At 68.8% G+C, this 23,269-nt stretch carries 21 protein-coding genes; 12 read left to right on the plus strand and 9 right to left on the minus strand.

Annotated elements, in window-relative coordinates:
• Positions 1-79: 79 nt before the first annotated feature.
• Positions 80-562, plus strand: coding sequence for a cupin domain-containing protein (locus tag ACA089_RS10645; protein ID WP_372016611.1), 483 nt, complete (start codon positions 80-82; stop codon positions 560-562).
• A gap of 380 nt (positions 563-942) precedes the next feature.
• On the opposite strand, the gene ACA089_RS10650 is transcribed toward ACA089_RS10645, so the two are convergent.
• Both ACA089_RS10650 and ACA089_RS10655 read right to left on the minus strand, forming a co-directional pair.
• Positions 943-1,305 (minus strand): excalibur calcium-binding domain-containing protein, encoded by a 363-nt coding sequence (locus ACA089_RS10650; RefSeq protein WP_372016613.1) that lies wholly within the window; start codon positions 1,303-1,305, stop codon positions 943-945.
• Between the two features lie 179 nt (positions 1,306-1,484).
• Positions 1,485-1,763 carry a hypothetical protein gene (locus ACA089_RS10655; RefSeq protein ID WP_372016615.1) on the minus strand — a complete coding sequence of 93 codons (279 nt, stop codon included), beginning with the start codon at positions 1,761-1,763 and terminating at the stop codon, positions 1,485-1,487.
• Positions 1,764-2,023: 260 nt separating this feature from the next.
• Here ACA089_RS10655 and ACA089_RS10660 point away from each other — a divergent pair, with 260 nt between their 5' ends.
• Positions 2,024-2,197, plus strand: coding sequence for a DUF1328 family protein (locus tag ACA089_RS10660; protein ID WP_372016617.1), 174 nt, complete (start codon positions 2,024-2,026; stop codon positions 2,195-2,197).
• Positions 2,198-2,443: 246 nt separating this feature from the next.
• Here the strand turns inward: ACA089_RS10660 and ACA089_RS10665 are convergent, their stop codons facing one another.
• Together ACA089_RS10665 and ACA089_RS10670 are read right to left on the minus strand one after the other, a co-directional pair.
• Complete coding sequence (locus ACA089_RS10665) at positions 2,444-3,706, minus strand: S41 family peptidase (RefSeq protein ID WP_372016619.1); 1,263 nt, start codon at positions 3,704-3,706, stop codon at positions 2,444-2,446.
• Positions 3,707-3,856: 150 nt separating this feature from the next.
• A complete protein-coding gene (locus ACA089_RS10670; protein WP_372016621.1) occupies positions 3,857-4,612 on the minus strand; it encodes an SDR family NAD(P)-dependent oxidoreductase in 756 nt (251 codons plus the stop codon).
• 570 nt (positions 4,613-5,182) lie between these two features.
• Between ACA089_RS10670 and ACA089_RS10675 the strand changes: the two genes are divergently transcribed.
• The gene (locus tag ACA089_RS10675; protein ID WP_372016623.1) at positions 5,183-5,869 is read left to right on the plus strand and encodes a hypothetical protein; all 687 of its coding nucleotides are present in this window, start codon (positions 5,183-5,185) and stop codon (positions 5,867-5,869) included.
• Positions 5,870-6,628: 759 nt separating this feature from the next.
• Here the strand turns inward: ACA089_RS10675 and ACA089_RS10680 are convergent.
• Positions 6,629-7,630: an alpha/beta fold hydrolase gene (locus ACA089_RS10680; RefSeq protein WP_372016624.1), complete on the minus strand. Its 1,002-nt coding sequence runs from the start codon at positions 7,628-7,630 to the stop codon at positions 6,629-6,631.
• A gap of 211 nt (positions 7,631-7,841) precedes the next feature.
• Here ACA089_RS10680 and ACA089_RS10685 point away from each other — a divergent pair, with 211 nt between their 5' ends.
• On the plus strand, positions 7,842-9,056 hold the full coding sequence (locus ACA089_RS10685; protein ID WP_372016626.1) for a serine hydrolase domain-containing protein: 1,215 nt from the start codon (positions 7,842-7,844) through the stop codon (positions 9,054-9,056).
• Between the two features lie 609 nt (positions 9,057-9,665).
• On the opposite strand, the gene ACA089_RS10690 is transcribed toward ACA089_RS10685, so the two are convergent.
• Positions 9,666-10,361: a class I SAM-dependent methyltransferase gene (locus tag ACA089_RS10690; protein WP_372016627.1), complete on the minus strand. Its 696-nt coding sequence runs from the start codon at positions 10,359-10,361 to the stop codon at positions 9,666-9,668.
• Positions 10,362-10,594: 233 nt separating this feature from the next.
• On the opposite strand from ACA089_RS10690, the gene ACA089_RS10695 reads away from it, so the two are divergent.
• The 5 genes from ACA089_RS10695 (at position 10,595) to ACA089_RS10715 (ending at position 13,918) form a co-directional block, all read left to right on the plus strand.
• On the plus strand, positions 10,595-11,023 hold the full coding sequence (locus tag ACA089_RS10695; RefSeq protein ID WP_372016629.1) for a hypothetical protein: 429 nt from the start codon (positions 10,595-10,597) through the stop codon (positions 11,021-11,023).
• A gap of 184 nt (positions 11,024-11,207) precedes the next feature.
• Entirely contained in the window at positions 11,208-11,618 is a 411-nt protein-coding gene (locus ACA089_RS10700; RefSeq protein WP_372016631.1) for a transposase, read from the plus strand.
• A 33-nt stretch (positions 11,619-11,651) separates the two neighbouring features.
• Positions 11,652-11,918: a hypothetical protein gene (locus tag ACA089_RS10705; RefSeq protein ID WP_372016633.1), complete on the plus strand. Its 267-nt coding sequence runs from the start codon at positions 11,652-11,654 to the stop codon at positions 11,916-11,918.
• A 742-nt stretch (positions 11,919-12,660) separates the two neighbouring features.
• Complete coding sequence (locus ACA089_RS10710) at positions 12,661-13,005, plus strand: helix-turn-helix transcriptional regulator (RefSeq protein ID WP_372016635.1); 345 nt, start codon at positions 12,661-12,663, stop codon at positions 13,003-13,005.
• Positions 12,944-13,918, plus strand: a complete 975-nt coding sequence (locus ACA089_RS10715; RefSeq protein WP_372017753.1) for a reverse transcriptase family protein — start codon at positions 12,944-12,946, stop codon at positions 13,916-13,918. Before ACA089_RS10710 ends, ACA089_RS10715 begins: the two co-directional genes overlap by 62 nt.
• Positions 13,919-14,231: 313 nt before the next feature.
• Here ACA089_RS10715 and ACA089_RS10720 read toward each other — a convergent pair whose 3' ends face one another.
• The 3 genes from ACA089_RS10720 to aceE all read right to left on the minus strand — a co-directional run bounded on the left by ACA089_RS10720 (position 14,232) and on the right by aceE (position 18,137).
• Positions 14,232-15,026 (minus strand): hypothetical protein, encoded by a 795-nt coding sequence (locus ACA089_RS10720; RefSeq protein WP_372016637.1) that lies wholly within the window; start codon positions 15,024-15,026, stop codon positions 14,232-14,234.
• Between the two features lie 132 nt (positions 15,027-15,158).
• Entirely contained in the window at positions 15,159-15,365 is a 207-nt protein-coding gene (locus tag ACA089_RS10725; protein ID WP_372016639.1) for a hypothetical protein, read from the minus strand.
• A 78-nt stretch (positions 15,366-15,443) separates the two neighbouring features.
• Positions 15,444-18,137 carry a pyruvate dehydrogenase (acetyl-transferring), homodimeric type gene (aceE, locus tag ACA089_RS10730; RefSeq protein WP_372016641.1) on the minus strand — a complete coding sequence of 898 codons (2,694 nt, stop codon included), beginning with the start codon at positions 18,135-18,137 and terminating at the stop codon, positions 15,444-15,446.
• Between the two features lie 246 nt (positions 18,138-18,383).
• Between aceE and ACA089_RS10735 the strand changes: the two genes are divergently transcribed.
• From ACA089_RS10735 to ACA089_RS10745, 3 genes are all read left to right on the plus strand, one after another.
• On the plus strand, positions 18,384-20,384 hold the full coding sequence (locus ACA089_RS10735) for a SpoIIE family protein phosphatase (protein WP_372016643.1): 2,001 nt from the start codon (positions 18,384-18,386) through the stop codon (positions 20,382-20,384).
• A 68-nt stretch (positions 20,385-20,452) separates the two neighbouring features.
• Complete coding sequence (locus ACA089_RS10740) at positions 20,453-22,861, plus strand: SpoIIE family protein phosphatase (protein ID WP_372016645.1); 2,409 nt, start codon at positions 20,453-20,455, stop codon at positions 22,859-22,861.
• A complete protein-coding gene (locus ACA089_RS10745; RefSeq protein WP_372016647.1) occupies positions 22,858-23,250 on the plus strand; it encodes an STAS domain-containing protein in 393 nt (130 codons plus the stop codon). The genes ACA089_RS10740 and ACA089_RS10745 overlap by 4 nt, the downstream gene beginning before the upstream one ends.
• Positions 23,251-23,269: the final 19 nt, after the last annotated feature.

A 23,269-nucleotide genomic window follows, 5' to 3' on the forward strand; every position in this document is an offset into this window, starting at 1 on the left:
TTCACTTTCACGCGGATGCGTGCAATCGCCGACCGGGCCGCGTGCGCACCATGGCCTCGTCCCCCGAACGAGGCATCCCATGGCTGCGAATCCCTCCCGCGCACCGCGTGCGCTGTTCCACCACGCCCACCAGACCCGCTGGCTGGACCCCTTCCCGGGCGAAAGCATGGGCGTGCGCATCACGACCCAGGACGCCGGCGGCGGCCTGGCGCTGATCGAAACGGTGGTCGCGCCCATGGGCGGGCCACCGCTGCATATCCACCACGACGCCGACGAGACGTTCTACGTGCTCACCGGCACCCTGCATTTCGCATGCGGCGACCGTCGCGAACAGGTGGTGGCCGGCAGCGTCGTGCACGTCCCGCGCGGCGTGCCCCACGCCTTCCGCAACTTCGGTGCCCACCCGGCGCGGATGCTGGCGCTGTTCACCCCGGGCGGATTCGACCGCCTGGTGCAGCTGATGGACCGGATCGACATCGCAGACCTGCCGCGCGTCGCCTCCCTGTTCGACGCCGAGATCGTCGGCGGACCCATCGACGACCCGGTGTCCGGGGAGGCCTGAACATGCGCCGGCCCACACGTTGGCGTTCGACCCGGTGGAGGTCGGCACCCTGCCGGTCGACGCGGCATGCGCGTGCGCGGATGGGCGCACGCCACGGCCTGCTCGTCGCGCTCATCGCGGCGTTGCTGCCTCCTGCGAACGCGGCGACGGCGGATGTCCGTGCCCACCAGGCGGTCGAGGTGGTCGATGGAGCAGGCCGCACCTGGCGGTGCGTCACCCGGCCCGACGGACGGGCCCACTGCAGGCATCCGCGCAGCGGCACGCCGGCAGGCACCGGCCCGGCACGCGGCACGCACGCGCCATGCCGGCCCGATGCCGGGTCACGTCGGCGTCCCGGCACGCATGGCGCAGGCGCCTGACGGTGGCCACGGAACCCGCGCCTAGCGGCCGCGATACGGCTCGCAGCCGATGCCGTCGTTGTCCCGGTCCAGGTGCGGGCCGTAGCCAGGTTCCCCGCGCCGCACCGGGGCGGCGCCCGCGGCCCGCGCCTCGTCGCAGTTGCGGTAGGCGCGGCCGCGAGGCTGCGCGTCGCTCCGGTCCTCGCGCGGCGCGAGCCCATGCTGCGGCACCGGCGTGGCCGCGGCGGGCGCGCGGTGGCAGTGGTAGCCGCCGTTCCTGCGATCGTGGTGGCAGCCTTCGCGGTCCAGGCCCCCCGGATGCGCCGCGCTCTCGCCGGCCGACGACAGCGCCGCGCCCAGCAGTAGCAGGACCAGTGCGACCCGCGCGATATCGATGGATCCCACCTGCACCCCCAGACACGAATGCCAAGGCGTCCTGTCGACCGCCCACCCGCGCACCTGACCCTGTTTCGAGCTCGGGGAAGGCACCCGGGCCCCGGTTCGGGATGGCGACCGTGTGCGACATGGTCGCAGAAACGAAAAGGCCCCGCGGTTGCGGGGCCCCCTCCGGCATCAGGCCGGACTCACGGCTCTTCCGGATAGCCCGGACCATTGATCGGGGGCTTCGGCCGCCAGGTGAAGCCGCAATTGGTGCCCGCGCCGGTGATGGTGGTGCACACGCGCCACAGGCAGGAATTCTCGGTGCAGTAGGACAGCTCCCAGTCCTGGGTGACGCTGCAGGGCCCGGGGCTCGGGCAGACCACGTCGCCATCCGGCTGGGGGAAGTTGTTTTCCTGCGCGTTCGACGTGGAGATGCCAGCGAAAGCCAAGACAGCGGCGAGGCCAATGACCTTGAAGTTCATGCGGACCGTCCTTTCGAGTGCCGGGAATTCCGGCCTCTCCACGCTGTCATGATCCGGGTCCGCGGTTCTGTGCGCCGGGACACACGCGGGTGTAGGACAATTCCTACGCCGCCAGCCCAAGGCCGGCATGCGCTTCCCATGCAACGCTTCACAGACGCAAGACGCGCGACCGCCTAGGTTCTCCACCACGTCGCCCGGACGGGCGACGCGACCTCATCGCTTTCATGTTCCCGCCCGGCGGGAACCCACAGGAAAACCTCATGATCAAGTGGGCCATCATTTTCGCGGTCATCGGCGTGGTTGCCGGCGTGCTGGGCTTCGGCGGCATCGCCGGCGGCGCGATGGGCATCGCCAAGTTCCTGTTCATCGCCGCGCTCGTCATCGCCGCGGTGCTGTTCCTGCTGGGCGTGACCGTCTTCAAGAAGGTGACGTAACGCGGATCGCAGGACGCGGTGGGGCCGTCGCCGCAGCGGCTGGCGCAGCGGAGGCTGCGGGCCTGGGGTACTGCGAACCGCTCCTGCGTGGCGGCGTGGCGACGTGGCGATGTGGCGGTCTGGCCCGTCGCGTTCCACGCCCTTCCGAATGGAAAAGGCGGCCGACCGGCCGCCTTTTTCCTGCCCGCCGTGAAGCGGGCCTGGGCGCTACTTCATCGGCGCCTGCCCATCGCTCCGCGTCCGCGCTCAGGACCCGCCCGGCTCGCGCACATGGCGCGACACGTTGCCGTCGGCCAGCAGCACTTCCAGCGCGACCACCTCGCCGGCCGGGGCACGCTCGAAGCGCACGCGCCGGGTCGGATGGTCTTCCATGAAGTACAGGTCGGCCTCAAGCGGACGCAGGCGCTGCGGCGGGCGGCGTCCCTGGCGCAGCTGCAGCCCATCGCCGGCCACGTCGATCGCGACCATCCCGTACGACCCGGCCTGCGCGGCGAGTGCTTCGGCCGGCACCGCCGGCGGCCTGGCGGTCAGCGCCTCCAGCGGCCAGCGCACGCTCGCGTCGCCGCCGCGCTCGACCAGCGTGGCCAGGGCGAGCTGCCGCGCGCGGGCGAGCGCCTCCGACGCCGGCACCTCCACATCCGGCTGCACGCCGCTGCCCTCCCAGTTGCGGCCGGTGACCGGGCTGACCGGCGAGCCGGTGGACACGAACACGCTGTAGCCGCCGTCCAGGCGGAACGGCTGCCCGGGGTTGGCCGCGCCGGCGGTGGCCTCGCCGACCACGGTCGCGCGCCGCGCGTTCTTCAGGGTGTAGGCGAAGGCCTCGGCCGCCGAACCGGTGCGGCCACTGCCCAGCACGTACAGCGGCAGCTGCGTGCGCGGCGTCGCGTACGGCGTCGCCGGCGCTTCGGTTTCGGTGCCCTGGCGCGAGTGGAAGGTGTTGTAGATGTCGGCGCCGGGTGCGACGAACGCGCTGGCCAGGTAGCCGACCATCGCCGGCGAGCCGCCGCCGTTGTCGCGCAGGTCGATGATCAGCGCATCGACGTGGCCGAGCAGCGCCAGCGCCGCGTCGATCGCCTGCCGCGCCGGCGCCTGCGGCTGCGCGAAATCGAAGTCGGCGAAGTAGCGCAGGTCCAGGTAGCCGACGTTGCCCGGCAGCACCTCGATGCCGCGGATGCCGAAGTTGCTGCGCGCCGGATCCTCGACCGGCCCCCGCGCCGGGCGCCCGGCCTGCGCGGCGTCGCTCCAGCGCACGTTGAAGTGCCGGTCCTCGTCCTTGAGCCGGCCGGTCAGCGCGGTGGCCAGGTCGAGCGGCTGGACATGGCGGTCGTAGCGGCCGGCGGCGGCATCGGCGCGCAGCGCCTCGGCGATGGCGCGGCCGCGCTGCGGGTCGAAGTATTCGCGCTCGATGGTGTCGGCGACCTGCGCCACCGTCGCGCGCGGGGTGGCGGCGGAGGCATGCAGGGAGGCCAGCAGCAGGCAGGCGGCGACGAGCAGGCGGAAGCGGGGCACGGGGAACTCCTGGGACGCCATGGGCGCGGACCCGTGCGACGATCGGCCCGGCCTCGGGGCCTGCACAAGTGACCATAGTCCCGGGGACTTCCGCCGGCGGTGGGCGCCTGGATCGCGAACCGCAGTGGAGCGTGCGCCCCGCGCCCCGGCTCACACCACCGTGTAGCCGCCGTCGATCAGGTAGTAGCCGCCGGTGATGAACGAGGCTTCGGCCGAGAGCAGGAACAGCACCAGCGCGGCGACCTCGTCGGCCGTGCCCAGCCGCCCCAGCGGGTGTTTGGCCACCAGCGCCGCCTTCTGTTCGGGCGGCAGGCCGTCGAGCAGCGGCGTGTCGATGTAGCCCGGGCCGACGCAGTTGATGCGCAGGCCCCGTGGCCCGTATTCGGCTGCCGCGTTGCGGGTCACCCCGACCACGCCGTGCTTCGCCGCGGTGTAGGCGCCATTGCCGATCGCCGCGACCATGCCGTGGATCGAGGCCATGTTGACGATCGCGCATTCGCCCGCGCCGGCCTCCAGCATCTTCGGGATCTGGTAGCGCATCCCGTACAGCACGCCGTTGAGGTTGATGTCGATCACCCGCTGCCACTCGGCGACATCCAGCTCGCCCGCCGGCGCCTGCGCGCCGCCGATGCCGGCGTTGTTGACCGCGTAGTGCAGCGCTCCGTACTCGGCCACCGCACGTTCGACCACCGCGGCGTTGTCCTCCGGCCGCGCCGTGTCCTGGCGGACCGCCATCGCGGTGCCGGACGCGGCGACGATCTCGCCGACGACCCGGTCCACCGCCTCCTGGTGGATGTCGGTCGCCACCACCTTCGCCCCGCGCGCTGCCAGTGCCTTGGCGATCGCCTCGCCCAGCCCGGACCCGGCGCCGGTGACCAGCGCGACCTTGCCTTCGAACCCTGCCATGCGTGTGCTCCGATGGGGGCGCCTGTGGCGCCGGTGCGGTGGGTGCGCGCCGCGCCTCGCCATGGGTCGCGCGCGTCCCGATGCGATGGAGCGTAGAGGCGGGACGATTACCGTTCCGTGTACGTGCCCATCCCGCGGGGGAGACCTCCGGCCGTTGCGGCCGTTGCGGCCGTTGCGGCCATTGCGGCCATTGCGGGCATTGCGGGCATTGCGGCGGTTGCGGCGGTTGCGGCGGTTGCGGGCATTGCAGCCGTTGCGCCCGCTGCACCCCGCGGCGCCGCGGATTTGCCGTGGCTCCTGTTTTCCGTCTGCGACCGGCGCGTCGGCGCCGGACCGGACCAGGCTCACGCCCCCGTTCGCAACGCCTCGTTGAAGCGCGTGCCGTCGCGATCGCGCTGGACGTCGGCATCGGCCAGGCACTGATCCCGGCTGCACCTGCAGGGCCATGGAACGCAACCGGAACTGCGCCGCGATGCAGGCGTGCCATGCGCAGGACGTGACTCCGACCCCGCGCCGGTGCGGCGTTGCTGCGTATCCTTCCGGATCGCCACTTCACCGGAGAGCCACCGCATGCCCATGCCGCACCGTGCCATCGTCCCGTTCGCCCTTGCCGCGCTGGCCACCACCTGGCCCGTGCTCGCCAGCGAGCCGGCGCCGAAGCGACCCTCGGTCCAGGCCCTCGAACGCATCATCGAAACGCGCACGCCCGAAACCCGGGTGGCCACGCCCGGCCACGAGCGCATCACCGCGCGCCGGATCGACATCGTCGACGAGCAGGGCGTGATCCGCATGACCCTGTCCGGGCGGACCCCGGCGCCGATCATCGACGGCATCCAGTACAAGCGCGCGTTCGACGTGGCCGGCATGGTGCTGTACGACGACACCGGCAGCGAGCGCGGCGGCTTCGGCACCGCCGATGTCGACGGCGGAATGGCGGTGCTGGCGCTGGACCACCCGGCGATGGACGCGGTGGGCTGGCGCGTTTCGCCGGACGGCTCGGTGGCGTTCTCGATCAACCAGGCGCCGCCGCTGCTGCGCGAACCGGCGCTGGACAACCGCCTGGTCCCGGGCGTGGCCACCGCCACCCGCATCCGCATGAACGTCGCCGCCGACGGCACGCCCAGCGTCGACCTGCGCGACAAGGCCGACCGCACCCGCCTGCGCCTGACAGTCACCGAGGCCGGCTATGGCGCGATCGAGTTCCTCGACGCCAACGGCCAGGTGGTGCACACCATCGCCCCGGAAGCCGGCGGCTGAGCGCACCGCGGAGCCGGGCCGAATACCGGGGTCGGCGTGCACGTTCCCACCCCGGGCAGCGGCCTCGGACGGCAGGTTCCATTAGTGCACTCTGACCCCTGTTCCGCCCCTGACCGTCACCGAGGCCGGCTACGGCGCGATCGAGTTCCTCGACGCCAACGGCCAGGTGGTGCACACCATCGCCCCGGAAGCCGGCGGCTGAGCGCACCGTGGAGCCGGGCCGAATACCGGGGTCGGCGCGCACGTTCCCACCCCGGGCAGCGGCCTCGGACGGCAGGTTCCATTAGTGCACTCTGACCCCTGTTCCGCCCCTGACCGTCACCGAGGCCGGCTACGGCGCGATCGAGTTCCTCGACGCCAACGGCCAGGTGGTGCACACCATCGCCCCGGAAGCCGGCGGCTGAGCGCACCGTGGAGCCGGGCCGAATACCGGGGTCGGCGCGCACGTTCCCACCCCGGGCAGCGGCCTCGGACGGCAGTTCCATTAGTGCACTCTGACCCCTGTTTCCTATTAGTGCACTCTGACCCCTGTTTCCTTCCGCTGAGCGCACCGCGGAGTCGGGTCAAGAAGCGGGGTCGGAATGTCCGTTCCCGATTCGGGGCCAGGAACCAAGGCCGGAGTGCACGTCCCCGATCCCGGGACAGGAACCGGAGCCGGGGTGCACGTTCCCGACCCCGCGCAGCGGCGTCGGACGGCAGGTCCGGCTGGTGCACGCTGACCCTGTGCCTGCGGACCTCGTCCTGCGCGCCGTCGCCGCCTCACGGCCGCGCCGCAAGCACCTCGCCCACGGCCGCGGCCACCGCGTGCGGCGCGTCCAGCTGGATGTCGTGGGAGGTATCGGCCACGTCGATGCGGCGGCCGTTGCGGGAGGTGGCGACCAGGCGCGCGCGGGTCTGCTCGTGCGCCTCGCGCATGGCCGTGGCCACGTCCTCCGGCACGCCATCGAGCCTGGCCGGCGCGGCCAGGACCACGACCGGCGTGTCGCCGTGCGATTCGTCGGCCGGCACCGGCGCGGCGAAGATCGCGGTGTTGGCATCGAGCTCGGAGCGCAGGGTGCGCCAGTACGCCGGGGTGAGCTTGTACGCGCGCGTGGCGGCGGCCACGGCGGCGCTCTGCCACGGCGGCGGCGCGCGCAGGCAGGACGACAGCGGGGCCGCGGCCTTGTCCAGGGTGCCGGCTTCGGCCGCCGCCAGGCAGGCGTCGAGGAACGCGTCGCGCCGCTTGCGGCCGGCTTCGTCCTGGTCCTTCCAGGCCTGCGGCAGCCGCGTGTCGGCGCCCTGTTCCGGCGGATCGACCAGCACCAGCGCGCGCACGTCCTCCGGGTGCTGCAGCGCGTAGGCGCGCACGATGTTGCTGCCCAGCGAGTGCCCGACCAGCACCAGCGGCGTCTGCAGCTTCGCGGCCGCGACCAGCGCGGCGAGGTCGGCGACGTCGGCTTCGAGGTCGCGCGGCATCGGGCCTTCGTCGCTGAAGCCGTAGCCGGCCCGGTCATAGGCGCACACGCGCGCCCGCGGGGCCAGCAGCGACTGCACCCGGAACCAGGTGCTGGCATCGGCGTTGCCGCCGGCTTCCAGCAGCACCGTCTGCGGGCCTTCGCCCACGCAGCGCAGGTTCAACGCGCGGCCGGGGGCGATGGCGACGCGCTCGCCGGCGACGGCGTAGCTGTCCGGGGTCTGCTGCGGTGCCTGCGGTGCCGCATGCGCCAGCGATGCATACAGCGAGGTGGCCGCGAACAACGCGAAGCGTGTGGTCGACTTCATCCTGCCCTCCGGGCGTCAGGGGATACGGACGCCGGTGCATGGGCGCCACGGCGAGCGGCGAGCGTAACGCAGGGCACACGTGGAACGACGGTGCGGCGGCGGTGCGGAAACGCCGCCAGTTCATCCGCCGTTCGGCGCACCGGCGCCCGCGTCCGCGCCCCCGACAGGTGGAGGGACCGGGACGGCGCGCCTGCCGGCTAGACTCGACCGCATGGACCTCATCCTGCGTTGCCTCGCCTGCCTCGTCCTGCTCGCCGCTGCACCGGCCTTCGCCGACGACCACGCCACGCCCGTCGCCAGCGTGCGCGTGGCCTTCGACCGCCACGGCGTCACCGGCGTGCGCGCCATGGGCCTGGCCGATCCGGCCAGCGGCCGCGCGGTCACCGCCGACGATCCGGTGCGGATCGCGTCGATCTCCAAGCTGGTGCTGTCGATCGGCGTGATGCGGCTGGTCGAACAGGGCGTGCTGGACCTGGATGCCGACGTGTCGGAAACGCTCGGCTACACGGTGCGCAACCCGGCCTTCCCGGACACGCCGGTCACCCTGCGCCTGCTGCTCTCGCACACCTCCGGCCTGACCGATGGCGCCGGCTACTGGCAGGTGCCGTTCGATGGCCACTTCAAGGACGTGCTCGCCGACCCGAAGGCGTGGGACCCCGCGCACGCGCCGGGCACGTACTGGCGCTACGCCAATGCCGGCTTCCCGCTCATCGCCGGGGTAATGGAGCGCGCCACCGGCGAGCGCCTCGACCTGCTGATGCAGCGCCTGGTGCTGGCGCCGCTGGGCCTGCATGCCTGCTACGGCTGGCCCAGCTGCGACGCGGCCACCGCCGCGCGCGCGGTGGTGTTGTACGTGGAGGGCAAGCCACGCGTCGACGACCACCAGGGCAAGGCGCCGGCCTGCGGCATCACCCCGGCCCGCGACGGCAGCTGCGACCTGTCGCAGTGGCGCGCCGGCACCAGCTCCAACGTGTTCGGCCCGCAGGGCGGCCTGCGCATCTCCGCGAACGACCTGGCGACCATCGGCCGCCTGCTGCTGGGCGATGGCGAAGTGGACGGCGTGCGCCTGCTCACGCCGGCATCGGTGGCGACGATGATCGGTCCGGAATGGAGTTTCGATGGCCGCAACGGCCTGACCCTGGAAGAGGACGACCCGATCCGCACCCGCGGCGGTTTCACCTGCCGCTACGGCCTGGCCGTGCACACGCTGGCCACCCGCCTGCCCGGCTGCGGCGACGACCCGTTCGGCGATGGCGTGCCGCGCATCGGCCACAGCGGCAATGCCTATGGGCTGCTGGCCGGGTTGTGGGTGGACCGCACGGCCGGCACCGGCGTGGTGTATTTCGCGACCGGCAACGACCGGCCGGCGCCGGGCGTGCGCTCGTCGTTCAGTGCGGTGGAGGAGCGGCTGGCGCGGGGCGAGTGAGCGGGTGCGCCGGTAGTGCCGCCTGTTGTTGCACCGGGAGGTGGATCATCAGGCTCGGCTGCGGCAACAGCGCTCGTCCCGAGGTTCCGGCCACGAGCCCGGCCGCCTAGCTCCGTGGAACCGGATCCGCAGCCCCGCACGGTTCCACAGGCGCCTGAACGGGCCGGGTTATCCCCAGATCCGAGCTTTTTTCTTCACGCGCCGAGCTAAAAGCTCGGGCGATGGAGTTCCGGACTCGGCGGGTCGAGTCCGGAACTCGGGTGACGGAGTCCAGAACTCGGCCGATGGAGTCCGGAACTCGGCGCGCCGAGTCCTGGACTCGGGGGATGGAGTCCGGAACTCGACACGCCGAGTTCGCAACTCGATCGATGGAGCCCGGAACTCGGTGTGTCGAGTCTGGAACCCTGACGACGGAGGCTGGAGCTCGACGCGCCGAGTCCGGAACCCGGGCGATGGAGCCCGGAGCTAGGCGCGCGCCGAGCTCAACGCCGGATTCAACATGGGTCTTGCCGCCCAAGCACCGGCATGGGGCGCTCCGGCTATCTGCGGGGATTGGCGAACCTGGCCACTTACCCGGAAAGCGCACCCTGACGCCGGTTGTCACCCCGGTTAGGCCACCTGCGAGATCCACGCCTGGATCAGGCCGGCCTGGAAGAACCGCACCGGCAGGGCGAAGCCGCCGGCACGCAGGATCGCTTCCACCCGCTCCGGCGGGAGCACGCCGACGTCGTGCGCGTAGGCGTGGCGCATGCGCTCCAGCGCCTCGGCCGGCACCTCGGCGCCGGACATCATCGCCATCCATCCCTGGAGCAGCACCGCGTATTCGGGCGAGGCCGTGTCGGCGGACAGGTCCGAGCTGGCCAGGCGCCCGCCCGGCCGCAGGCGCGAGGCGATGCCGCGGAAGAAGGCCGCGCGCGCGTCCACGTCGACGATGAACTGCGACACCAGGAAACAGGTGGCGGCATCGAACGCCGCTTCGGTCGGCAGGTCCTCGACATAGCCCTCGTGGAAGCGGCAGCGCGCGGCGAACCCCTCGGCGTGCGCACGCTGGCGGCTCACCTCCAGCATCGCCCCGGAGGGATCGAGCGCGGTGAAGCGCCAGCCGGGAAAGCGCCGCGCCAGGTGCGCCATCTCCACGCCGGTGCCCACGCCCACGCACAGCACGTGCGCCTGCTCCGGCAGGCCGGCCAGCAGCGGCTCCAGCAGCAGCTGCAGGCACTGCCGGATCGGCGCGGTCTTCTCCCACTGCCGGTCGTAGCCGGCGGCCTGCTGGTCGAACAGCGACTTCAGATCATCGCGGTGCATGGGCATCCATCAGGGCGAGTGCAGTGGCCACTGTAGCGGTCATCACACGCTACCGCGAAGGGAAGCGCCCGGCGAGAAAAAGTGCACTCCGTTCCCGGTTTTCGCCCACTCCGACCCTGCTGCCCCTGTTTCCGTTCGTGCTAGCCTCCACGGCGCGAGCTCACCGCACGGTGATCGCTAGGGAAGCGCCGTCACTGGCGCGCAGGCACTACTCCAGCTCAGGGAACCACTTGATGAATTTCCGCACCATGACCGCCGCCATGGCGGTCGCCATCGCTTCTGTCGCCTCGATCAACACCGCCGCTGCTTCGTGCGAGGAGAACTTCGTCGTCGAAGGCTCTTTCCTCAAGGGCAAGCAGTTCAAGACCTGGGTCGAGCACACTGGCAGCAACTACGACACGGCCTTCCGCAAGGTGGCCCAGGAAGTGGCCGCCGGCGGCTTCGGCGCGGTCAACAGCAGCAAGGACACCGGCATCATCAGCGCCGGCCAGGCCGTGACCATGGGTGAGGGTTCGGTGGCGCCGGTCACCGCGATCGTGAGCGAGAAGGCAGGCGGCGTGATCCGCGTGGATGCCAATTTCAGCATCGCCGGCATGCAGGCCACCTCCGCCGAGACGGTCAAGACGGGGCTGTGCAAGATCGCCAACGCGCCGGGCGCCTGAGTTCCAGGCGGCTGCAGCTCCGGCTGCGGCCGCTTTCCCCGGAAGCGAGCCACCCATGCGGGTAAAGCGGGAGTAAAACCGGGGTCAGAGTGCACTTTCCCGACCGCGAGCAGCGGCATTGCCCGACAGATGCAGAAGCCCGCCGGCGCGCATGCTTGATGCGCCGCCAGCCACCTGTCCTGCCATGCCGCGCCCGCCTCGCCTCGATCCTCCCGGTATCGCCCGCCACGTGGTCCAGCGTGGCAACGATCGCCAGCCGTGCTTCTTTGCCGACATCGACCGGCAACGCTACCTGCAGGACCTGCGCAAGCTGGCCCTGGCGCATGCCTGCCAGGTGCACGCCTACGTGCTGATGACCAATCACGTGCACCTGCTGGTGACACCCGCGCACGCCGGCGCCCTGGCCGTGCTGATGCAGGCGCTCGGCCGGCGCTACGTCCGCTACGTCAACGACCACTACCGGCGCACTGGCACCCTGTGGGAAGGCCGCTACAAGGCCTGCCTGGTCGATGGCGACGACCACCTGCTGCGCTGCTACCGCTACATCGAACTCAATCCGGTCCGCGCCGGCATGGTCGCCGATCCCGTGGACTAGGCCTGGTCGAGTCATCGCGCCAACGCCTTCGGCGTGCCCGATCCACTGGTCCGCCCGCACGAGCGCTACTGTGCCCTCGGCGACAACGAAGACGCGCGCCGCAATGCCTACCGTGCGCTGGTGGTTGCCGGCCTCGCCGACGCCGAGGTCGAACACATCCGCGCAACCCTGCAACGCCAGCACGCCCTGGGCAACGACCGCTTCCGCGACGCTATAGAGCGCCAACTGGGGCGGCGAGCTGGGCCGGCGAGGATCGGCCGGCCGCCCAAGCCGAGAGATTCAGAGGAAAGTGCACTCTGACCCCTGTTTTTCCGCTATGCGCCCACCACCACGCGCAACCGCGGCCGACGCAAGGTGGGCGGCACGCCCGAGGCCGACGCGCGCGCCCAGGCGCAGGCCTGGACCGGGACGCTGCAGTTTCTGAGGGCAAGCTTGGGCGGCGGCGGCGGATAGCGCAGGTGGTCGATCGCCGGCCGACGGCCTCAGGAGGAAAGTGCACTCTGACTCCTGTTTCCGCGAACAAAGTTCGCTATTTGCGAAATTTATTCGCTTATGCCAAGCTGCGCTCACGGTGCTGAAAAGGGGTCGCGTAGACACCCTCGCAAACAGTTGGATCGAAAGATCTGTGGAGGTTTCGGCCTCTATCCGTTCCCGGCCATTCGGCGATTCGGTCCCCCGTCTCGCCATCGATCGGGGGGCGATGAGCGACGCGCGACGTGACCGAGTTAGGTGACGACGAGCGAGGGGCTCGTCGTCACGTTGGAAGGAAGGTGAGGTGCGCTGTCTGACCCCGGCTCTCGGTTAGCGAGGGCGCCTTGGGAATCCCCCCAAGACGTAACTGAGGCAGACACGTAATGAAAGTTAGCACCCGACAGCGTATCTGGCGTTGCTTCATCCGCATGCTGAAAGAGGTTCTGCGCAGCGAGTACGTATATCGCTGGTCATGCTTCCTCCTCAACTTGCTCGTCGTGGTCGAGAAGTTTATCGACCGGATGAAGTGATGCACACCTTCTCTTTCTAATTTGATTTTGGAGAAAAAGTTATGATTGATCGAGCCTTGCGACTCACGCGGGAGTTCCACCGCATGAAGCAGGAGGATCTTGCAAAGAAGCTTGGAATATCAAATTCATATTTGAGCGAAATAGAGAACGGTAAAAAGGTCGCCTCTTTAGAATTGCTTGAAGAATATTCCAAGATCTTCAACGTACCTGCTTCAACGTTTCTTCTATTCAAGGAGCGGATGCATGGCGAGCAGAACAGTAGAGCACGTGATCACGCTCAGCGACTCCTCCAATTCTTCGATTGGGTGATAAGTGATGACGAAGATGGCAACGGAGGGCCTAGCAAGAAAAAGAAAGGGACGTCGACAGCGGCTGGAAAAGCCTAAGAAGCAATACGCGCTTCATGATTGCGCGCTCTATGGATTGAAGGGCGTCGGCCAACTAGCGGACCGACTTCTTCTGAAACCAGAGGGGCTTGACGCTCTTGTAAGGCTGGAGGGTGGTTACAAGGTATGGATCAAAGAGGATCGTCCTGTTCAAGAGGCCCTTCCGCCACTACGGAGAATCCATAGAAGGATCGCCACCCTCCTTAGACGGATCCAGCCCCCCGATTACCGGCACTCCGGCGTGAGGAGTAAGTCCTTCATCTCGAATGCTAACCAGCACCTTGCGCCGCATGCATCACTGAAGCTAGACATTTCGAAGTTCTATCCGTCGACGACCATACATCACGTCTGGAAATTTTTCGCCCGGCGAATGCGTTGCGCACCTGATGTTGCCGCGATTCTGGCGAATCTCTGCTGCTACCAGAAAAAACACCTCCCAACGGGCGGCGTTCATAGCGAAGTCCTCGCATTCTTCTGCCACAAGGGCATGCTAGATGCGCTGAATGAGCGCGTACAAGAGCGCGGAGGCACGATGACTGTCTATGTAGACGACATCGTCGTTACCATGCCAGGTGCATGCGAATCTGACTTGAAGTGGGCACAGCAAATTATCGAGCAGGCACGACTCACCATGAACGTCAGGAAGTCGCGAGTTATCCGCGCTAACGCGCAGAAGCTAATTACTGGCGTGCGCGTTCACAAGGGCAAGCTGTCTGCGCCTGCTGGTCAGCACCACCGGGTCAAGATGCTTCATCAGGCTATTGCTGAGAATCCAGATCCCTCCGACCTCACGCAGAAGCTTCGCAGCTTGCAGGGACACCTCGACCATATCGCGCAGATTGAGCCGAGATATTTGCCCCGCGCTCAGGGCCATCGATCTAAGAATAGGGCTGTACTTCTACCGCCAAGATAGTTCTCGCCAAGAAAGAGCGGGCAGAGTCGACCTCTCAAGCGTCGTCGCTACACTCCAGTAAAACGGGCAAGTGCACTCTGACCTCTGTTTCAAGCTCGGAACCCGGGTAACGGGGCCTGGAACTCGGCGGCCCACCTTCGAAGCTCTAAATGAACCCCGCTTTTGGAGCAATAGCCGAGGGACTTGCAGGCGCAGCTCCAGTGGCGAGCCGCTTAAGTGGGCTAGTTCCGAGCAAAGTGCGCTCTGACCGCTGTTTCTCTTGAGCGATGCGCCCAGAATGGAATACCTAATTTACTACGACCCCTTCCCGTCTCTACTTGGTAGGAGAGGCATCGACAATGATCTGAAACCAGGCCCTGTATGCGTCTGGGTCATAAAATGAAGCGGATTCAATCTCTCGAACTGGTATGACTTTTATCCAGTCATTGACCTCGGCGATATCGTAATCCCCAAACTTATCAATTACGGCCTGAGCTTCGTTGATTTCCCTTTGAAGACGCTCTCTTTCGAGTGTGATTGCATTAGCAGCCACGTCACCAAAAGACTCCACCATGTGATCGAATATCCGCAACACCCCTTGCCTGGAATACAAATATTGCTTTGCCTCCCACAAAGCAATGACTGGATATTCTGTTTTCTCACCCCCCATTCTCAGACTGTCCTTGTCCCGCCAAGTCGAGAAGGAGGGAAGAATCTCCACATATGCATCATCATCGTTAATGTTATTAGGGACTTCTAGAATTCTTCCGCAGTATATTTTTCGCGACTTTAGCGTCAGAAGAACCAATTTCTGCCGAGCCGCCGCTTTTCTAAACAACTGCGACATCGAATTGCCGAACCTGCCTACTACTTTGTCGTAGATCCGCTTTTCTGTACCCCGCCCCCCTCTTCCATAGAAAACCCAAAGAATAGCGTTGAGTGCATTAGCCGCCGCGATCGACGCGAAGATTGTGAGTATGAGGCGACACGCGTATGGAATAGGAACATATCTATCTATAGTGGCCGCAAATTCAATGACCTGAGGCAAAGCGTTAAGTAAGGGAGCCCTAAGAAGACCGCTAATAAAAAAAACGAAGGCGCCGAGAATGATCCCGGCGCCCGCTGCCATAAAAAATAATCTCTGCCCTTCAGCTCTGGAGCTGAAGTAGCGAAGAGGATAGAAAATTACATTAAATAAGTACCCACTTATAAGAAGGCTAAATAGTATGAGCGCCGAACTACCAGCCCCAGCCATTGCTTATTAGCCAGCCTTCGCAAAACGCTCAGGCTTTAAGCTTCGAAGAAGCTCAAGCGCACGTCGACCATCCTTTTGATCGACGTAAACGCGATCCAAATCGACCTTGAGCGTTCCGCCGAAAGTTTGGACAGATTGAGCCTCTTTAAGCAGCTTCTCAGCCTCAGCCTCGTATGCGCGCAAGATGTATTCCAACTTTTTCTTGTTGCTCATCTTTAGCACCTGACTTTTGGGCCACGCGACCAAGTTAGCTGCATCCTATCTCAAAGGCTGAGACAGGATGCAAGCCCCTCAAACCCCAACCGGGTTCGCCTTCTCCGGGTCGATCTTGTACTGCTTGATCGCCCTGGCCACGTCCTTGCCGGTCATCTTCCCGTCCTTCGCCAGCGCGGCGATGGCGGCGTGGGCGATGTAGTACCGGTCCACCTCGAAGAAGCGGCGCAGGTTGGCGCGGGTGTCGGAGCGGCCGAAGCCGTCGGTGCCCAGGACGGTGTAGGTCATCGGCACGAAGGCGCGGATCTGGTCGGCGAAGCCACGGACGTAGTCGGTCGCGGCGATGGCCGGGCCCTGGCGGCCTTCCAGCTGCTCGGTCACGTAGGCCTTGCGCGGGGCCTTGGCTTCCGGGTTCATGCGGTTCCAGCGCTCGGCGTCGAAACCATCACGACGCAGCTCGTTGAAGCTGGGGCAGGACCAGATGTCGGCGGTGACGCCGAAGTCCTTGTCCAGCAGTTCGGCCGCGGCGATCGCCTCGCGCAGGATGGTGCCGCTGCCCAGCAGCTGCACGCGCAGCTCGCCCTTCTTCGGCTTGCCGGCGTCCTTGAGCAGGTACATGCCCTTGATGATTCCCTGTTCCGCGCCCGCCGGCATTTCCGGGTGGGCGTAGTTCTCGTTCATCAGGGTCAGGTACCAGTACTCGTCGACCTGGTCCTCCATCATCGACTTCATGCCCTGCTGCAGCAGCACGGTCACTTCATAGCCGAAGGTCGGGTCGTAGCTGCGCACGTTGGGGATGAAGCCGGCCTGGATCTGGCTGTGGCCGTCCTCGTGCTGCAGGCCCTCACCATTGAGCGTGGTGCGGCCGGCGGTGCCGCCGAGCAGGAAGCCGCGGGTACGCATGTCGGCGGCCTGCCAGGCGATGTCGCCCACGCGCTGGAAGCCGAACATCGAGTAGTAGATGTAGAACGGCAGCATCGGCACGTTGGACACCGAGTAGCTGGTGCCGGCGGCCATCCAGCTGGCGATGGCGCCCGGCTCGCTGATGCCCTGCTGCAGCACTTGGCCGGCCTGGTCCTCGCGGTAGTACATCAGCTGGTCCGAGTCGACCGGCTTGTACTTCTGGCCGAACGGGGCGTAGATGCCGATCTGGCGGAACAGGCCTTCCATGCCGAAGGTGCGCGCCTCGTCGGCGACGATCGGGACCAGGTGCGGGCCCAGGTCCTTGTCGCGCAGGGCGATGTTGAGCGTCTGCACGAAGGCCATGGTGGTGGAGTAGGTGCGCTCGCCGCTGTCCTTGAGCAGGCGCTCGAACTTGTCCAGGCCCGGCACGGCGAACGACTTGCTGGCCTTGCGGCGGCGCTGCGGCAGGTAGCCGCCGAGCGCGGCGCGGCGCTCCTTGAGGTACTGCACTTCCGGCGAGTCCTCGCCGGGGTGGTAGAACGGCACCTGCTCGGCGTCTTCCAGCTGCTTGTCGGTCAGCGGGATGTTGAAGCGGTCGCGGAACGCGCGCACCGCGTCGTCGTCCAGCTTCTTGGTCTGGTGGGTCGGGTTGAGCGACTCGCCCGAGCTGCCCATGCCGTAGCCCTTGACCGTCTTGGCCAGGATCACGGTCGGCATGCCCTTGGTGTTCACGGCCTGGTGGTAGGCCGCGTAGACCTTGTGCGGGTCGTGGCCGCCGCGGTTCAGGCGCCAGATGTCGTCGTCGGACAGGCCCGAGACCATGGCGCGGGTCTCGTCGTACTTGCCGAAGAAGTTTTCGCGCGTGTAGGCGCCGCCGAAGGCCTTGCAGTTCTGGTACTCGCCGTCGACGGTTTCCATCATCAGCTTCTTGAGGACGCCGTTGGTGTCCTTGGCCAGCAGGGCGTCCCAGTAACCGCCCCACAGCAGCTTGATGACGTTCCAGCCGCCGCCGCGGAACACGCCTTCCAGTTCCTGGATGATCTTGCCGTTGCCGCGGACCGGGCCGTCCAGGCGCTGCAGGTTGCAGTTGACGACGAAGATCAGGTTGTCCAGGCCTTCGCGGCCGGCCAGCGCGATCGCGCCCAGGGTCTCCGGTTCGTCCGACTCGCCGTCGCCGATGAAGCACCAGACCTTGCGGTCGGACTTCTCGATCAGGCCGCGGTGCTCCAGGTACTTCATGAACTGCGCCTGGTAGATCGCGCCCAGCGGGCCCAGGCCCATCGACACGGTCGGGGTCTGCCAGTAGTCCGGCATCAGCCACGGGTGCGGGTAGGACGAGATGCCGCGGCCGTCCACTTCCATGCGGAAGTTGTCCAGCTGGCTCTCGCTGATCCGGCCTTCCAGGAACGAGCGGGCGTAGATGCCCGGCGCGCTGTGGCCCTGGATGTAGAGCAGGTCCCCGGGGTGGCTGTCGGACGGGGCGCGCCAGAAGTGGTTGAAGCCGACGTCGTAGAGGGTCGCCGCCGAGGCGAAGGAGGCGATGTGGCCGCCCAGGTCGCCCGGCTTGCGGTTGGCGCGCACGACCGTGGCCATGGCGTTCCAGCGGATGATCGAGCGGATCCGCCACTCCAGGTCCGCGTTGCCCGGGCTCTTGGCCTCCAGGTGCGGGGCGATGGTGTTGACGTACTCGGTGGTCGGGGAGAACGGCAGGAACGCGCCGGACCGGCGGGTCAGCTCGACCATGTCCTCCAGCAGCAGGTGCGCGCGCTCGGGGCCGTCACGGTCGATGACCGCCTTGAGCGACTCGATCCATTCCCGGGTCTCGACCGGATCCGGATCGTTCTGCAGCACCTCGTTCAGCCAGTTCATATCGCTCCCTATGCCGCGCGCGGGGGTCGCGGCCTTCATGTTCGTGTGGACCACCGAGTTTAACGCAGGGGCGGGGGTTCCGGCCTCGCTACGCCCCCGTATGCAGGCCGTGAACCGGTCAGGCAGGAACGCTTTCCGATGCAATCAATGCCATGTCCGGGACAGTCCCGGGACACGCGCGGACCGGTCGCGGCGGCGCAGGCGCGGTTCTGCTTATGATCGGTCCATTCCCCGACCGGACACCGCATGTCCGCGATCCCCACCGGCGGCAGCACCGCGCCCGCAGTGCCGGACCCGTCCCTGCCCGCGCCCGCGGCACGCGCGGTGCGCTGGCGCGACAGCCTGCGCACGCGGATGGTGCTGTGGTCGAGCGCGCTGAACGCCGGGTTGCTGCTGCTGGTGGCGCTGGCGTTCTACCTCGGCGCGCGGGCGATCGTGGTCGAGAACGCGCGCACCGAGGCCACCGGCCTGGCCCGGCAGACCGTGCGCAGCCTGGAGGCGACCCTGGAATCGGTGCAGGTCAGCGGCCGCACCCTGGCCGCCAGCGCCACCGGGGTCGGCGCGCAGCCGTCCAACCTGCGCTCGCTGCTGGTCGCCAGCCTGGCCGGTGACCCGGACATCGCCGGGGCGATGATCATCATCGAGCCGGGCACGCTTCCCGGGGACGCGGACGGCTTCACCTGGTACATCCGCCGCGAGGGCCGCGAGCTGGTGGAGCAGTCGGTGGCCGACCTGGGCTACGACTACCGGCGCATGCCCTGGTTCGAGCGGACCCTGCACGCCGACCGGCCGTGGTGGTCCGAGCCGTACGCCAACGAGGCCACCGGCGGCGCCCATTTCGCCACCTACAACCTGCCGCTGCGGCGGCCGGGCGACGCGGCCGGCGCGCCGGCGGTGGGCATGGTCAGCCTGGACATCCCGATGGCGCGGCTGGCGCCGCTGGTGTCCGGGCTGGGCGGCGCCGGGCTGGAGCCGATGCTGTTCTCGCCCGAGGGCCTGGCCGTGGTCCATCCGGACCCGCAGGTGCAGATGCGCCAGCACGCGGCCGAACTGGCCGCCCAACCCGGCCATGCCGGGCTGGCGCCGCTGGCCGAGGCGGTCGCCGCGCACCGGCCGGCGACCTTCGACCACCGCGACGCCGGCGGCGATCCGCTGGGCATGGTCGTGCTGCCGGTGGGCGACAGCGGCTGGACCTTCGCCCTGGGCGTGTCCGAGCGCTGGTTCCTGCACCGGCTCAACCGGATCGCGCTGTGGGTGGCGCTGGCCGCGGCGCTGGCGCTGCTGTTCGCGCTGTGGCTGGCACGGCGCTACAGCGGCGCGATCGCCGAGCCGATCGAACGTCTGACCGACAGCGCCCGCCACTTCAGCCAGGGCGACTTCGACTACCCGCTGGCCGACGTGCAGCGCGGCGACGAGGTCGGGGTGATGGCGCGCGCGTTCGACGCCGCGCGCGGCTCGATCAAGCGCCAGCTCGACGAGATCGGGCAGATGGCCAGCGCGCGGCAGAAGCTGGAGAGCGAGCTGTCGATCGCGCGCGACATCCAGCAGTCGATGCTGCCGGCCGGGCGCGGCTTCGACACCGCGCACATGCACGTGGAGGCGCACGCGCTGCTGGAGCCGGCCAGCGAGGTCGGCGGTGACTTCTACCAGTTCTCCGAGCTGGAGCCGGGCGTGCTGTGGTTCGCGATCGGCGACGTGTCGGACAAGGGCATCCCGGCGGCGCTGTTCATGGCGCGCACGCTGACCGTGCTGGAGCAGCAGGCGCGCCGGCATGGCTCCCCGGACAGGATCCTGGCGGCCGCCTCGGTGCGGCTGGCCGAGGGCAACGAGACCTGCATGTTCGCCACCGTGCTGTGCGGGCGGCTGGAGGTGGGCAGCGGCCGCTTCGCCCTGGCCAGCGCCGGCCACGAACCGCCGCTGCTGCTGCACCCGGACGGCCGTGCCGAACTGCTGTCGCTGGCCGGCGGCGGGCCGCTGGGCTTCGAGCCGTCCGCGGACTTCCCGCTGTACGAAGGCGTGCTCGGCGCGGGCAGCACCCTGGTCGGCTACACCGACGGGGTGACCGAGGCGTTCGACGCCGGCAACCGCGCCTACGGCGGCGAGCGCCTGCTGCGCGCGCTGGCCGCGGGCGACAGCGCGGCGGCGGCCTGCCACCGGCTGCTGGAGGACGTGCGCGCGTTCGCCGGCGAGGCGCCGCAGTCGGACGACATCACCATCCTGGCCATCAGCCGCCAGCGCGAAGACTGAGCCACGCGCCCCGTTCCGGCCGCCGGCGCCGGGCTTATGATGCGGCCGTCCGCCCCGGGGAACGGGCCATGCCCAACACGGAACTGCCGCCCGCCGCGATCGCCGGCCACGTGCGCTGGTACCACAGCCTGCGCACCCGGATCGCGCTGTGGTCGGGCCTGACCACGCTGCTGTTCCTGCTCGGCGTGACCGTGGCCACGATCTGGTACGTGCGCCACGAGATCCTCGACCGCGCCCGCCGCGACACCCGCGCCACCACCATCGCCGCGGCCGGGCGGCTGGACGACAACCTGCGCACCCTGACCCTGGCCGCCGGCAACCTGTCCCGGCTGGTCTCCAGCAGCACGCTGACGCCCGAGGCGCTGCAGCAGGCGCAGGCGGCGCTGGTGGAGAGCATCCCCAACGCCGCCGGGGTGTTGCTGGCGGTCGAACCGCGCCAGCCCGGCGACGCCGCGTACGCGCGCTACGTCGGCGAGCACGGCCGCAGCCGCGACTTCGTCCGCGACGGCTACGCGCTGGACCGCCAGTCCTGGTACGCGCGCACCGTGCAGGGCACGCGCGGCTGGTGGTCCGAGCCCTACCTCAACCACACCGCCGGCAAGGTGTGGATGGCGACCTACAACGTGCCGCTGTCGCCGCCGGCGCGCGGCATGGCCAGCGTCGACGTGCGCATCGACGACCTGGTGGCGCCGGTGGAAAGCCTGGCCCACCTGCCCGGCGTGCGGGTCACGCTGGTGGCGCCGGAAGGGACCCTGGCGATGAGCACCCTGCCCGGCGCGCTGCCGCACGAACGCCTGCCCGAGCTGGTCGGGCGCCTCGGCCGCGACGACCTGGCGCCGGCGGTGGAGGCGGTGCGCGAACAGCGGCCGGTCCACTTCTACCACCGCGACCGCAACATCGACCGGATGCGCTTCACCGTGGTCGAACCGGTGGGCGACAGCGGCTGGACGCTGTTGGTGGGCGAGTCCTACGACCTGATCATCGCCCGCTTCGACCGCGCCCTGCAGGTGCTGGTCGGGGTCAGCCTGGTGCTGGCGCTGCTCGGCGCCTGGCTGGTGCGCAAGGTCGGCAGCCAGGTCAGCCGGCCGGTGGAGGAACTGGCGCGCTCGGCGCTGGACTTCATCGCCGGCGAGAACGACGCGCCGCTGGCCCACCGCGACCGCCAGGACGAGGTCGGCGTGCTGGCGCGCACGCTGGACCACGCGCGCGCCTCGATCCGCCGGCAGATGGGCGAGATCGCCGAGATGAGCGCGGCGCGGCAGAAGCTGGAGAGCGAACTGTCGATCGCGCGCGACATCCAGCGGGCGATGCTCCCGCAGGGCCGCACCATCGACCGCGGCCACGAGCACCTGGAGGCGCAGGCGCTGCTGGAACCGGCCAAGGCGGTGGGCGGCGACTTCTACAACTTCATCGAGCGCGGCGCCGGCGAGCTGTGGTTCGTGATCGGCGACGTCTCCGACAAGGGCGTGCCGGCGGCGCTGTTCATGGCCCGCGCGGTGACCATGCTCGAGGTGGCGATCCAGACCGCGGCCACGCCGGCCGACGCCCTCGCCGAGGGTTCGCGGCGCCTGGTGCAGGGCAACGACACCTGCATGTTCGCCACCGTGCTGTGCGGGCGCATCGACGTGCACAGCGGCGCGCTGGAGCTGGCCAGCGCCGGCCACGAGCCGCCGCTGCTGCTGCACCACGACGGCCGGGTCGAGCCGGTGCTGCTGGCCAACGGCCCGCCGCTGGGGTTCGAGGTCAGCGACGCGTTCCCGCTGTGGCGCGGCACGCTGGTCCCGGGCGACTGCCTGCTGGCCTATACCGACGGGGTGACCGAAGCGTTCGACCTCGCCGGGGCCGCCTACGGCTTCGAGCGCATGTGCCGGGCGCTCGGCAGCGGCCTCGGCGCGGCCGAAGCCTGCGCGCGGCTGCTGGCCGACGTGCAGCGGTTCGTGGGCGCCGCGCCGCCCTCCGACGACACCACCATCCTGGCCATCAGCCGCAGCCACGACCTCGACAACCCCGGGGCCGAGGCGCATGCTGTCGGCGCGAAAGGGGAGACTTCGGTGCACATCAGCGTGGCGCACTCGTCGGCCGACGTGATGCGGATGACCGATGCGATCGACGCCCTGCTGGAACACCACGGCGCCAGCACCGAAGCCATGCACGACGCGCGGCTGATCGTGGAGGAGGTGGCGTGCAACGCGGTCGAGCACGCGGTCGCCCCCGACGCGCCGCTGGAGATGCATGCGCGTGTGGACGATGGCCGGTTGTGGCTGGAGTTCCGCGACCGCGGCGTGCCGTTCGACCCGACCGCGCAGGCGGCGCCGGACCTGGACGCGGATGTGGAAGAACGCGGCATCGGCGGACTGGGCGTGTTCCTGGTCCGCGAGCTGGCCGACGAGATCGACTACCAGCGCATCGAGGACGTCAACGTGCTGCGCATCACCCTGCGGCTGGACGCCGCGCACGACATGGAGAGCCCCGCATGAGCCTGTTGAGGATCGAGACGACCCCGCCCGCCAACGGCGTCCAGCGCGTGGCCGTCGGCGGCCGGCTGGACACGCACACCTACGCGCAGCTGGACGAGGCGCTGGCCCCGGTGCTGGCCAACGCCGCGGTGACCTCGCTGGTGCTGGACCTGGCCGGGCTGGACTACATCAGCAGCGCCGGCATCCGCTCGGTGTTCAAGGCGCGCAAGGCGCTGTCGGCGCGCGCGGGCAAGGTGCTGGTCGCCAACCCGCAGCCGCAGATCCAGAAGGTGTTCGACATGGTCAAGGCGGTGCCGCTCAACGAGATCTTCACCTCGGTGGCCGAAGCCGACGCCTACCTCGACGCGATGCAGCGCAAGGTCGTCGAAGGCGACGACGACGACGATTGACGCGTGCGGGCGCGCCGCG

Origin of the sequence: Pseudoxanthomonas fibrivorans (assembly GCF_041464125.1) — a bacterium.
Taxonomy (GTDB): Bacteria; Pseudomonadota; Gammaproteobacteria; order Xanthomonadales; family Xanthomonadaceae; genus Pseudoxanthomonas.